The following is a 12,895-nucleotide window of genomic DNA, read 5'->3' on the forward strand; positions in this document are numbered from 1 at the left end:
AATAAATAAGGATTTATATCGTGGACTACCAAGTAAGCTCAAACGCGCTTGAAGGGCGTGTGATTTTGGTGACCGGTGCAGGCGCTGGCATTGGCCGCCAAGCCGCACTTAGCTATGCAGAGAAAGGCGCCACTGTCATCCTTCTCGGTCGCACCGTGAAAAAACTTGAAGCAGTATACGATGAAATTGATGCCATGGGCGCACCACAGCCAGCGATTATCCCACTGGATATGCTGGGAGCCACGCGTCAGCATTATTTGGATATGGCAGACACCATTGAACAGCAGTTCGGGCGCTTAGACGGCGTGTTGCACAACGCTGGCCTTCTCGGTGTGCTTAGCCCATTCGATCAAATTGATGAAAAGTCACATGACGATGTGATGCAAGTGAATGTCAAAGCGACCATGCTGATGACGCAAGCCCTGTTGCCATTATTGAAAAAGTCTGACGATGCTCGCGTAGTGTTTACCACATCGACTGTCGGCCACCAAGGGCGTGCTTATTGGGGCAGCTATGCGATTTCTAAGTTCGCGACCGAAGGCATGATGCAAGTACTGGCAGATGAAATGTCTGATACCAAGGTACGTGTCAACGCCATCAACCCAGGCGGTACCCGCACCAGTATGCGCGCGAGCGCGTTCCCAGGGGAAGATCCAGAAACACTGAAAACACCATTGGATATTATGCCACTCTATCTGTATCTGATGGCACCAGAAGGTATTGGTGAGCACGGACAATGTATCGATGCACAACCTAAGCGCTAAGCACAGCGCCCCCATGGTTGGGGGCGCTCGTTTTAGCAAACCGATTTAAAAATCGATGCTGAGTTTGACTTTGATGTTGCGCTCGTCCCCATACCAACAGTTCAATTCATCAAAACAGCTGTAAGTGGTTTTATCGAACAAGTTTGTCGCAGATAGGGACAGTTTTGCACCTGATAGCGACGGTGATGCTTGCGATCGGCTAGCATGAGATGGCTGCTATCAATAATAAAGAACACGATGACAGCGACCCCGTCACACAAAAATAAAAACCCGGCACATGGCCGGGCTTTAGCGAACATCACGCAGACTTACTTACGCGTTCTTGGTTTGCCTTTACCACGCGGCGCGCCCGAGCGCTGATTACCCTTTTTCGGGCTTCCGCCTTTCGGCCCTGCTGCGGGTCCATTACCCCGACGAGCCTGGCGTGTTTTCTTCGGCTTATCATTGCTGTCGATACGCTCCTCGTAGCGACGTACCGCACGGCGGATCTTCTGGCGCGATTTTTTACGCTTTTGATCTTCTGGCGTGATCACCGTCTGCGACTCTGGCTTCATCTCTACCATTTCGCGCAGATAGTTGACCTCTTTAAGGTCCATCTCACGCCAACCGCCACGCGGCAAGTCTTTTTCAAGATAGATATCGCCGTAACGCACGCGCTTCAAACGGCTTACCGTCACACCTTGGGTTTCCCACAAACGACGCACTTCACGATTGCGTCCTTCAGTGATCACCACATAAAAGGTGTGATTCATGCCCTCGCCGCCCGCATAAACGACGTCTTCAAAGCGTGCCACGCCATCATCTAGTTCTACACCGTGAACCAGGTTTTTCACCATATCTTCGTTCACGTCACCAAACACACGCACCATGTACTCACGTTGCACTTGGCGGCTTGGGTGCATCAAGCGATTCGCTAATTCACCGTCGGTCGTGAACAGCATTAAGCCTGAGGTGTTAGCATCCAAACGGCCAACCGCAACCCAACGCGCATCTTTCAATTTAGGTAAGCGATCAAATACGGTACGACGCCCCTCTGGGTCGCTTCGCGTACACAACTCACCCTCTGGTTTGTTGTATGCAAGAACGCGACACACAGACTCAGAAGGCGCATTAAGCTGCACCGCGTGGCCATCAACACGTACCAACGCACTGGGATCATCAAGGCGGTCACCCAGTTTGGCAACAGCACCATTAACACTCACCCGACCGGCTTGGATGTAGCCTTCCATCTCGCGGCGTGAACCTACGCCAGCACGCGCTAGCACCTTCTGTAATTTTTCGCTCATGTTTTCTTACCTTACTGTCGCCTTCACAGGCGTCATCACTGTCTCGGTTGGCATAAGAGCTAACGATAATAAGTTAGCCAGCCGTGTATGATACCAATAAGCGTAGAGATAGAGAACCAGTTTCACGCGTTCACGGCATATCAACTGTTGTGGCTGAGTCAATAGCAAAACACCGGGACAAAAAAACGCCCAGCAAGGTGGCTGGGCGGGAATGGAAGGTCAACCACAGGTTGACGCAACATCAGAACAAGAACATTGCATGGATAAGTACGCGCGACACGACGCGTTGGTTCACCTGTCGTCTAGCATTAATCAAACGGGGCGGGATCACCACTGCCATGACGGCGAATTTCAGGCAAGCCTTCGCTAAAATCGACCACTGTGGTGGGGTGCTCACCTAATACACCACCGTGCATAATCAAATCCACACTGTGCTCTAATTGATCGCGAATCGCTTCGGGATCGGATTCGGTGAAATCATTACCGGGCAGAATCAGTGAGGTCGACATTAGCGGCTCACCCAGCGCCTCGAGCAAATCCAGGGCGATTTGGTTATCTGGAACACGAATGCCAATGGTTTTCCGTTTTGGATTCATCAACCGTTTTGGCACTTCTTTGGTCGCTTTGAAAATAAATGTATACGCGCCAGGTGTATTGTTGCGGATCAAGCGAAATGCAACGTTATCGACCCGTGCATACAGTGATAACTCAGACAGATCGCGACATAACAAGGTGAAGTTATGATCTTTATCGAGATCGCGAATACGGCAAATACGCTCTAACGCTTGTTTGTTCTCAAGCTGACAGCCAAGCGCATAGCCCGAATCGGTGGGGTAAATGATCACTCCACCGTTTCGGACAATTTCCACCGCTTGTTTGATCAGCCGCGCTTGCGGGTTCTCTGGGTGGACATAAAAAAACTGACTCATGGTTCCTCCTGCTGTAGCTTGACCCCATCGGGATGCGCACCGCAAATCCAGCGTGAATGGTCTGCGCGCCGGATAATCCTTATCGCTATCAATATAACGTATCTCGTTATTGTAACGCGTCTGGCTTGTCGCTATCTAGTTGATTTGCTGATTGCCATTTTTGTTCCGCTGCGTCTAACCATGTCCAGTCATGCCAAACCGGCTGACTGTCTTTGGGTAGCCATAAATTGCGGCCCAACTCTGTCCACGGAGAGGGATAATGAAAATCCGATCCCAGCGAGGCCAACAAACCATAATCTCGCGCGTAATCGGCCAGCAAGCGACGCTCTTGTTGCGACTGCTGAGGAAGAGCGACTTCGATAGCATCGCCATTGGCGTCAGAAAACGCAGTCAGTAATCGTTTCAACCACTTGGCTTTGAGCTTGTATCGGCCCGGATGAGCAAGCACCGCCTGCCCACCGGCCTCATGGATCGCCGCAACCGCATCTGCAATCGAACACCAATTAGGCGGTGCATAGCCGGTGTTCCCTCGAGTTAAAAAGCGCTTAAAGCACGCTTGCATGGTTTTCGCGTGACCTTGCTCGACCAACCAACGCGCAAAATGCGCACGGGTGAGCGGCGCATCGCCAGCCAGTTCACGCGCCCCCGCAAGCGCCCCTGTGTAATGCGAGCGCTCTAACCGCTCAGCAATCAGCTCAGCACGTTGTTGGCGTCGCTCAGCTTGCTCGGCAATCAATACGGTTAATGCCGGATGCTGGGGGTCGACATTCAACCCTACAATGTGGATATCAAAGTTCTGCCACAAGGTCGAAATTTCAATGCCATTGACCAGTGTAAGAGGCAAGCGTTGATGGTCGATTTCTGCTTGTGCCTCCACCAGCCCAGCGGTGGTGTCGTGGTCGGTAATCGCCAACACGCCCACGCGACGCTCGACAGCGCGCTGCACCAAATCTTTTGGTGATAGGCGGCCGTCGGAGGCAGTGGTATGGCTATGTAAATCAATGATCATGGTGTATCGGGTTTCCTTAATGCGCTCGCGCCTTGGCACTGTCGGTTTGTGTCTTATCAGCCTGAGGCTAAGTACGCGCCATGCGGGCTCAGTCGATGCGAATGCGCCAAGTTAATCAGCGCTCGGCGAGCACGGTGAATATCTTTGTTCTTTATTATCGTGTGCTTATTCCGCACTTTTTCTGCATTCTTTTCGATTTCCCCGTTGACACAGAAGCAAAATATCAGTTTACTAGTACACAAGTTAACGCGCACCGTTTCTCAGTCTTGGGGAGCGATATGGCGCTAAGAGTAACAGTCAAGACGGAGTCTCGCAGCATGTATTTCAACGCCGCGTCTAGATCACATTCGATTCACACCGCACCCACTGCCGCACAGGCCGTGAGTGTGTTGGCGACATCCATGACCTCTGTTGCACTTATTTGGTGGCACGGCTCCTCACGGGCGGTGTGACGCGCTGTATAACCAGCTACCTTATTCACAACGCCCGCCACTGATGCGGGCGTTTTTGTCTCTCAATTTTGCATCACGCGTTATCGTGCCACTACGCATCCAGCCACGGTAACCCGCAACCATAGTTTAAAAGGATATTTAATGATTATTGTACTTAAGCCCCAAGCCACCGAGCAGGATGCCAACGTCCTCCTCAATCAAATCGAGCAATGCGGGTTAAAGCCGCTTTATATGCCGGGTGTGGAACGCATTGTACTGGGCGCACTGGGTGATGAGCGTGTGTTGCAACAATGCCACTTTGAGGCCAACCCGCTGGTTGAGGAAGTCAAACCGATTTTAACTAAGTATAAACGCGTGAGCCGCGATGTGCAGCCGCACGACAGCGTGGTGCATATCGGCAATGTGCCTGTAGGCGGTCAACACTTTGTGGTCATGGCAGGCCCCTGCTCGGTGGAGTCGGAATCTCAATTGCTGTCYGTGGCGGAGCGCGTTAAAACCCATGGTGCACGAGTATTACGGGGCGGCGCCTTTAAACCTCGCACCAGCCCTTATGATTTCCAAGGCATGGGGGTTGAAGGATTAAAACTGCTCAAACAAGCCAGTGAGCTGACTGGCATGCCAACCGTGTCTGAGGTGATGGAAATTAGCCAAGTCGACGCGGTGTGCGAGTACATTGACTGCTTGCAAATTGGCGCACGTAACATGCAAAACTATGGCTTGCTCAAAGCGGTAGGCGAAACGGGCAAACCTGTCTTGTTAAAACGGGGGCTTTCCGCCACTATCGAAGAGTGTTTGCTGGCAGCGGAATATATTGTCGATGCGGGTAACCCCAATGTGATTCTATGTGAACGCGGCATTCGCACTTACGAAACCGCCACACGTAACACCTTGGATTTGAATGCCGTRGCCTTGATGAAGCAGCGCAGCCATTTGCCAGTGTTGGTCGACCCAAGCCACGGAACGGGCGTGCGAGAGCTGGTGACGCCACTATCACGCGCCGCAGCGGCCGTGGGCGCGGATGGCATCATTGTGGAGAGCCACTTAAACCCAAGCGAAGCACTGTCAGACGGTCACCAAGCCCTAACCGGCGATATGTTCGCGCAGCTAATGCAAGAACTTACCCCCTTTGTGCAAGCGGCAGGGAGAAAGCTGTGAACACTCATGATCCTCAACATGGCGAGCTTGATACGCTCCAACTCTCGGTGCCTTATGTGGCCGACCCGACCGAGTTGTATGCCGTCGTGTGCCAAGATAAGCCTTATAGCATGCTGTTGGAGTCGGCAGAGATTGACTCCAAACGTAATCTTAAAAGCCTGATGCTGATCGATGCGGCCGTGCGTATTGAATGCCGCGGGCAGCGCGTGACCTTACAGGCGCTCACCCATAATGGCAGTCATTTGCTGGCCAGCATCGCCCAGAGCGCAGCGCTGAAAGCCTTCGCCTGTGAGGTAGCGCAGACCAACGATGGAGACTTCCCCGCCCTAACGTTGACGTTCCGCCATCCCAACGACAATGGCGCGCTGTTGGATGAAGACGCCCGTCTGCGCCAAGCGTCGGTGTTTGATGCCCTGCGTGTCATCAAACAAAGTATCGCGTTGGATAACCAGCCTGACGATGCGCTCTTTATCGGTGGCCTTTTTGCCTATGATTTGGTGGCCAGCACTGAAACCCTGCCAGCGGTGGAGGGCACCGAGCACTGCCCCGACTACCTTTTTTATGTTGCAGAAAGCTTGCTGGTGATTGACCACCAGCATCGCCAAGCGCGCTTACAAGGCACCTTATTTGGGGGTGATAACGCCCGCGCTCACTATGTGGATTTATCGCGTCGTTTGCAACGCATCAAAGAAGCCTGCTTATCGCCTGCACCACTTCCAGAAGCGCCCGTGGTGACTGATCACAGTGTCACGGTTTCTGTCTCCGATTCAGACTTTTGTCAGCAGGTTGACGCGCTGAAAAAGCACGTGATTGCCGGTGATGTGTTTCAAGTGGTGCCATCGCGCCGCTTTACCCTCGTGTGTCCCTCGTCGCTCAATGCTTATCGAGCGCTGAAGCGCGGCAACCCTAGCCCGTATATGTTTTATCTGCGCGATAGCCAATTTAGCTTGTTTGGCGCCTCGCCAGAAAGCGCCCTTAAATATACTCAAGCGACCAATCAGGTTGAGATTTATCCCATCGCCGGTACACGCCGACGCGGGAAGACCGCCCAAGGCGACATCGATCACGACTTGGATAGCCGCATTGAGCTTGAGCTGCGCAATGATGAAAAAGAAAACGCCRAGCACATGATGCTGGTCGATTTGGCCCGCAACGATGTGGCGCGAATTAGCACGCCCGGCAGCCGTCATGTCGCCGACTTGCTCAAAGTCGACCGCTACAGCCATGTGATGCATTTAGTATCTCGGGTGGTGGGTCAGCTGAAACCTGATCTAGACGCGCTACATGCGTACCAAGCCTGTATGAATATGGGCACGCTTACCGGTGCGCCCAAGCTTCGCGCGATGCAGCTCATCCGTGACACCGAACAGTGCCGTCGTGGCAGTTATGGCGGCGCCGTGGGCTACTTTACCGGATCAGGCGAGATGGATACCTGCATTGTGATCCGCTCTGCCTACGTTGAAAACGGCCTTGCCACCGTGCAAGCCGGTGCAGGCGTGGTGTTTGATTCTGACCCACAAGCCGAAGCGGACGAAACCCGCGGCAAAGCACAAGCGGTGATCCATGCGATTCAAACCGCCCACCAAGGAGGCCAATCATGAGTACCCCGTCAATGGACATCGTGCTGCTCGATAACATGGACTCCTTTACCTATAACTTGGTGGATCAATTTCGCGCACTCGGTTACCCGGTCACGGTGTTCCGCAATCATTTAGAGGCCGAGGCGATTGTTCGTCATATTCGTACCCTGCCCCAGCCGCTACTGGTGCTCTCGCCCGGCCCAGGTGCGCCTTCCGATGCCGGCTGTATGCCCGCGTTGATTGAAAGGCTGCGCGGCCAGGTGCCGATGCTGGGGATTTGCCTGGGTCAGCAAGCGATCGTCGAAGCCTACGGCGGCAAAGTAGCGGGTGCCGGCACCATCATGCACGGCAAGGCCTCGGCCATGCATCACCAACAGCATCCGGTATTTGGCCCATTGGCATCCCCGCTCACCGTGGCCCGTTACCACTCGCTGGTGGCGACTAATGTGCCTGCCAGCTTGGATGTCATCGCCACGACCTTGGATGGCGACGATCAAAAAGTGATGGCGGTGGTGAGCAATACCGACTACGTGGTCGGTTATCAATTTCATCCAGAGTCCATTTTGACCGCACAAGGCGCCGCCCTGCTCACCCACACCATCGATTGGGCCAGTGGCTACTATCAGCGCTAACAGCAACATCAGCGCTAACAACAACACGTGCCAGATAGGCACGGGGCTAGAACAGACAAATACCGAGGTTAAGTACAGTGATGGATCAACTACTAGAGACGCTCTACCAACAACAGTCACTCAGCCAAGCGCAAAGCGAGCAGCTGTTTAGTGCGATCATTCAGGGCGAACTCGAGCCAGCACGATTAGCGGCTACATTAACCGCATTGAAGATTAAAGGGGAAACGCCTGAAGAAATCGCGGGCGCGGCAAAAGCACTGACTGACAACGCCGAACCTTTCCCCCGCCCCAGTTATCCGTTTGCCGATATCGTCGGCACAGGAGGCGATGGCGCGAACACCATTAATATTTCAACGACGGCCGCCTTTGTCGCCGCCGCCTGTGGCGTGAAAGTGGCCAAACACGGCAACCGCGGGGTATCGAGCAAGTCGGGCTCATCGGATTTACTCGCCGCCTTTGGCATTGATTTGGCGATGCCTGCCGACCACGCCCGCGAGGCCTTGGATAATCTGGGCGTTTGCTTTTTATTCGCCCCGCAATACCACACCGGCGTACGACACGCGATGCCCGTGCGCCAAGCGATGAAAACGCGCACCATCTTCAATCTGCTTGGGCCGTTAATTAATCCGGCGAAACCTAGCATTGAGCTGATGGGCGTCTACGACCAAGCCTTAGTTGCGCCAATTGCACAAACCATGCAAAACCTCAACATGACGCGCGCAGCCGTGGTTCACGGTGACGGTCTGGATGAAGTGGCTATCCACGGCCCCACGACGGTGGCAGAAATCACCCCGACCCACATCGAGCATTACACCTTAACCCCCAGCGACTTTGGTGTATCCCAATACCCGCTGGATAGCATTGCCGGTGGCACGCCGGAGCAGAACCGCGCGATGATCAGCGCGATTTTGCAAGGTAAAGGCACAGACGCCCAGCAAGCCGCGGTGGCTGTCAATGTGGCACTATTGCTACGCTTATTCGGACAAGAAGACTTGAAAGCAAACACTCAACAGGCCTTGGACGTGATGGCGTCGGGCAAGCCTTACACCATCATGCAAGCGTTAGCACAAAGGAGCGCAGTATGACCACCTCAGCCCTCAACGACACTATTTTAGGCCGCATTGTTGATGACAAAAAACGCTGGGTGGCCGCGCGCAAGCGCTCTCAGCCTCTGGATAGCTTTATCGACCAGCTGACGCTCAGTGATCGCGATTTTCGTGCTGCGCTGTCTGCACCGGGCTCACAGTTTATCTTGGAGTGCAAAAAAGCCTCGCCCTCGAAAGGCCTGATCCGAGAAGACTTCGATCCGGCGAGTATTGCCCGCGCCTATCAACCCTTTGCCGCTGCCGTTTCGGTGCTGACGGACGAAGACCACTTTCAGGGCAGTTTTGACTTCTTGCCTATCGTGCGCGCACAAGTCGATGCACCTGTGCTTTGCAAAGATTTTATTATCGACACGTATCAGGTTTACCTCGCGCGTCATTATCAAGCCGACGCGATCTTATTGATGCTATCGGTACTCGACGACGCTGAATACCGCGAACTGGCCGATTTAGCCGAGTCGCTAAAGCTGGGCGTGCTTACCGAAGTGAGCACCGAGGACGAGCTGGCGCGTGCCAATGCCTTAGGGGCAGTGGTGATTGGGATTAACAACCGGAATTTGCGCGATTTAAGCATCGATCGCGATCGCACCAAACGTTTAGCACCACAAGTGGGCGAAAAAGCGCTCGTGATTTCAGAAAGTGGCATTCATAGTCATCGTCATGTACGCGATCTTGCCCACCACGCGGATGGCTTTTTGATTGGCAGTGCATTAATGGCAGAGCCCGATCTCACCCTCGCGCTACGTAAAGTGATCTTGGGAGAGAATAAAGTCTGTGGGCTCACCACCGCCGACGATGCCCTCGCAGCCTTCAACGCAGGCGCAGTCTACGGCGGACTTATTTTCGTTGAGCACTCCCCGCGTGCCGTCACGGCCGCCGTGGCCAAGCGCGTACAACAAGGCGCACCGCTTTGCTATGTGGGCGTGTTCCAAAATCATGCGCTAGACACCGTGGCTGAGTACGCACAACAGCTCAGCCTTCATGCGGTGCAACTGCATGGTGATGAAGACGCGGCGTATCTACAAGCATTGCGTGAGAAGCTCCCTGAGCACTGTGAAATTTGGAAAGCACACGGTGTCTCTGATGTCGCACCGGCTTTAGACGGCGTGAATGCTGACCGCCACCTCATCGACAGCCGAGTCGGCCAGCAATCTGGCGGCACGGGCAAAACCTTTGATTGGCACCTGATCCCTAAAACCGCCAAAGACAAAGTCATGATTGCCGGCGGGCTCACTCCCGATAACGCGGCCAAAGCGGCCGAACAGGGCTGCCTCGGGCTGGACTTTAACTCCGGCGTTGAGCATGCGCCCGGTGTGAAAGATGCCAACAAGTTACATGCGGCGTTCCGCGCCCTTCGCCGCTATTGATTTATCAAGAGATGGTCGATTTGGCTGAGAGGATAGATGTCGCTAAGACAGGCAACGTATCTCGGCCCCCAGTTAAAGACGTAAAAGGATAATTATGAGCAAGCTTAACCCGTATTTTGGCGAATTTGGTGGTCAGTACGTGCCCCAAATTCTGGTGCCTGCGCTCGATCAGCTCGAACAGGCGTTTATTGATGCCCAAGAGGATCCCACTTTTAAAGACGATTTTATTCGCCTGCTGCAAGAATATGCCGGACGACCCACCGCGTTGACGCTTTGCCGTAACCTCACCAAGGGAACGAACACCAAGCTGTATCTTAAGCGGGAAGACTTGCTGCACGGTGGAGCGCACAAAACCAACCAAGTACTGGGCCAAGCCATGCTTGCCCAGCGGATGGGCAAATCAGAAATCATTGCTGAAACCGGAGCCGGCCAACACGGTGTGGCGACCGCGCTGGCGTGTGCGCTACTGGGACTAAAGTGCCGCATCTACATGGGGGCCAAAGACGTTGACCGTCAAAGCCCCAATGTGTTTCGGATGAAGCTGATGGGCGCGACCGTGATCCCCGTCCATGCGGGCTCCGCGACGTTAAAAGATGCATGTAACGAAGCGATGCGCGACTGGTCAGCCAACTATGATACCGCCCACTATTTGCTCGGCACTGCGGCGGGCCCGCACCCCTTCCCGACCATTGTGCGCGAGTTTCAACGCATTATTGGTGAGGAAACCCGTGCGCAAATTCAGCAGGTAGAAGGCCGCTTGCCGGATGCGGTAATCGCTTGTGTGGGTGGCGGCTCTAACGCCATTGGTATGTTTGCTGACTTTATCGATGACAAAGACGTGCGTTTAATTGGTGTGGAACCGGCGGGTAAAGGGCTCGATACCGATCAACACGGCGCGCCCTTAAAGCACGGCAAGCCCGGTATTTTCTTCGGGATGAAATSGCCATTGATGCAAGATGAATATGGTCAAGTGGAAGAGTCGTATTCAGTGTCTGCGGGGTTAGACTTCCCGTCTGTGGGGCCACAGCATGCGCACCTTAACGCCACTGGTCGTGGCGAATATCCGGCGGTCACCGACGATGAAGCCTTAGAAGCGTTTCAATCTCTCGCGCGCAACGAAGGCATTATTCCCGCGCTGGAGTCGGCCCATGCCATTGCCCATGCACAAAAGATGATGGCGGCGGAGCCGGACAAAGAGCAGCTTTTAGTGGTGAATCTATCCGGACGTGGTGATAAAGATATCTTCACTGTATATGACATTCTAGAAGGCAAAGGAGAGCTGTAATGACGGCACCATCTACTCGATATCAAGCGATGTTCGCAAACCTGGATGCCAAACAGCAAGGCGCCTTTGTTCCTTTTGTCACCTTAGGGGATCCAAACCCAGAGCAATCACTCGCCGTGATCGATGCATTGGTTGAAGGCGGCGCCGATGCGCTGGAGCTTGGCATGCCTTTTTCCGACCCATTGGCCGACGGCCCCACGATTCAAGACGCCACTATCCGAGCACGGAAAGCAGGGACCACGCCCGATACCTGTTTTGAGATATTGGCAGCGATACGCGAAAAACACCCTCACGTGCCGATTGGGCTGCTGATGTACGCCAACTTAGTCTACGCCCGTGGCATTGAGGCCTTTTATACTCGCTGTGCGGATGTCGGCGTCGATTCGGTACTGGTGGCAGATGTGCCACTTACTGAATCTGCACCATTTCGTGATCACGCTTTGGCACAGGGTATTGACCCGATTTTTATTGCCCCGCCTAACGCAGACGAYGCAACCTTAGCTCAAGTTGCAGAGCTGGGTCGTGGCTATACCTATCTGGTATCGCGCGCCGGGGTCACAGGGGCAGAGGCTAAAGCAGGGGCGCCGGTTGAACACCTGCTCGGCACCTTGCATCATCATGAGGCACCGCGCCCGCTACTTGGCTTTGGCATCTCAACCCCTGAGCAAGTCAAAGCGGCGATCAGCGCCGGGGCGGCAGGTGCCATCTCTGGCTCGGCGGTGGTGAAGATCATCGAGCAGCATCAACATGATGTGCCAACAATGCTCCATGCGCTCACTCAGTTTGTCCGAGAAATGAAAACGGCAACAGCCCAAGGCTAGCCAAGGCCTAATAAAAAAGACCCACCAGTCGTTGTACTGGTGGGTCATGCATTAGTGTCTCACGTTTTAGCTTAGGTCGCGCATTAATATCTCAAACTCTTCTTGCGCTTGGTCAATCAATGTCGCGAGCTCGTTGGCATCGCCATGGTTCAAAGGTAACGCCCAATTATCATGTTTGCCGGGCTCAATATGCTCAGCCAGCAACTGGGTGATTTTGCCTTTGCGCTGAAACGTCACTTCATCAAATTCAGCGAGGTGGGGGCTTTCCTCGTCGGCGATGTGAACCATCACATTGCCATTGGGGATCACCCGCACATGCGCTTGACGCGCGGGAGTGGTGTTTAAGGTGTAACTCCGTGAATGGATAGACATGTCAGCCTCCTCTCACTCGACTTGGGGCACTCCCTATTATAGTGCTTCACCAGCAGGGATGACTGACTATCCCGCTCCGTATTGCGTAAGGTCATAGGTGGTTACACTCTTGTGGCATCACTCCATGCAAATACATATAC

Annotated in this window: 12 protein-coding genes and 1 other annotated feature; of the genes, 8 read left to right on the top strand and 4 right to left on the bottom strand. The window is 53.9% G+C overall.

Going from position 1 to position 12,895, the window contains the following annotated elements:
- The first annotated feature begins 20 nt into the window (after positions 1 to 20).
- Positions 21 to 764, top strand: a complete 744-nt coding sequence (locus BZG14_RS02940) for a YciK family oxidoreductase (protein ID WP_069362603.1) — start codon at positions 21 to 23, stop codon at positions 762 to 764.
- Positions 765 to 1,072: 308 nt separating this feature from the next.
- Here the strand turns inward: BZG14_RS02940 and rluB are convergent, their stop codons facing one another.
- The 3 genes from rluB to rnm all read right to left on the bottom strand — a co-directional run bounded on the left by rluB (position 1,073) and on the right by rnm (position 3,988).
- Complete coding sequence (gene rluB, locus BZG14_RS02945; RefSeq protein ID WP_069362605.1) at positions 1,073 to 2,050, bottom strand: 23S rRNA pseudouridine(2605) synthase RluB; 978 nt, start codon at positions 2,048 to 2,050, stop codon at positions 1,073 to 1,075.
- A gap of 308 nt (positions 2,051 to 2,358) precedes the next feature.
- The gene (locus tag BZG14_RS02950) at positions 2,359 to 2,979 is read right to left on the bottom strand and encodes an L-threonylcarbamoyladenylate synthase (RefSeq protein WP_069362606.1); all 621 of its coding nucleotides are present in this window, start codon (positions 2,977 to 2,979) and stop codon (positions 2,359 to 2,361) included.
- 106 nt (positions 2,980 to 3,085) lie between these two features.
- Complete coding sequence (rnm, locus tag BZG14_RS02955) at positions 3,086 to 3,988, bottom strand: RNase RNM (RefSeq protein ID WP_077485743.1); 903 nt, start codon at positions 3,986 to 3,988, stop codon at positions 3,086 to 3,088.
- Positions 3,989 to 4,404: 416 nt separating this feature from the next.
- Positions 4,405 to 4,499: a sequence feature (Trp leader region), on the top strand.
- An 82-nt stretch (positions 4,500 to 4,581) separates the two neighbouring features.
- On the opposite strand from rnm, the gene aroF reads away from it, so the two are divergent.
- The 7 genes from aroF to trpA all read left to right on the top strand — a co-directional run bounded on the left by aroF (position 4,582) and on the right by trpA (position 12,383).
- On the top strand, positions 4,582 to 5,595 hold the full coding sequence (aroF, locus tag BZG14_RS02960) for a 3-deoxy-7-phosphoheptulonate synthase (RefSeq protein ID WP_069590121.1): 1,014 nt from the start codon (positions 4,582 to 4,584) through the stop codon (positions 5,593 to 5,595).
- Positions 5,592 to 7,196 (top strand): anthranilate synthase component 1, encoded by a 1,605-nt coding sequence (locus BZG14_RS02965; protein WP_077607942.1) that lies wholly within the window; start codon positions 5,592 to 5,594, stop codon positions 7,194 to 7,196. Before aroF ends, BZG14_RS02965 begins: the two co-directional genes overlap by 4 nt.
- Positions 7,193 to 7,807 carry an aminodeoxychorismate/anthranilate synthase component II gene (locus BZG14_RS02970; RefSeq protein WP_077607943.1) on the top strand — a complete coding sequence of 205 codons (615 nt, stop codon included), beginning with the start codon at positions 7,193 to 7,195 and terminating at the stop codon, positions 7,805 to 7,807. The genes BZG14_RS02965 and BZG14_RS02970 overlap by 4 nt, the downstream gene beginning before the upstream one ends.
- Positions 7,808 to 7,887: 80 nt before the next feature.
- Complete coding sequence (trpD, locus tag BZG14_RS02975; RefSeq protein WP_077607944.1) at positions 7,888 to 8,892, top strand: anthranilate phosphoribosyltransferase; 1,005 nt, start codon at positions 7,888 to 7,890, stop codon at positions 8,890 to 8,892.
- Positions 8,889 to 10,277: a bifunctional indole-3-glycerol-phosphate synthase TrpC/phosphoribosylanthranilate isomerase TrpF gene (gene trpCF, locus BZG14_RS02980; RefSeq protein ID WP_077607945.1), complete on the top strand. Its 1,389-nt coding sequence runs from the start codon at positions 8,889 to 8,891 to the stop codon at positions 10,275 to 10,277. The genes trpD and trpCF overlap by 4 nt, the downstream gene beginning before the upstream one ends.
- A 94-nt stretch (positions 10,278 to 10,371) precedes the next feature.
- A complete protein-coding gene (trpB, locus tag BZG14_RS02985) occupies positions 10,372 to 11,562 on the top strand; it encodes a tryptophan synthase subunit beta (protein WP_077607946.1) in 1,191 nt (396 codons plus the stop codon).
- Positions 11,562 to 12,383, top strand: coding sequence for a tryptophan synthase subunit alpha (trpA, locus tag BZG14_RS02990; RefSeq protein WP_077485731.1), 822 nt, complete (start codon positions 11,562 to 11,564; stop codon positions 12,381 to 12,383). Before trpB ends, trpA begins: the two co-directional genes overlap by 1 nt.
- Before the next feature lie 66 nt (positions 12,384 to 12,449).
- On the opposite strand, the gene BZG14_RS02995 is transcribed toward trpA, so the two are convergent.
- Positions 12,450 to 12,755 carry a hypothetical protein gene (locus BZG14_RS02995; RefSeq protein WP_069362617.1) on the bottom strand — a complete coding sequence of 102 codons (306 nt, stop codon included), beginning with the start codon at positions 12,753 to 12,755 and terminating at the stop codon, positions 12,450 to 12,452.
- Between the last annotated feature and the right edge of the window lie 140 nt (positions 12,756 to 12,895).

It is taken from the genome of Salinivibrio sp. IB282, from assembly GCF_001995685.1.
Taxonomy (GTDB): Bacteria; Pseudomonadota; Gammaproteobacteria; order Enterobacterales; family Vibrionaceae; genus Salinivibrio; species Salinivibrio kushneri.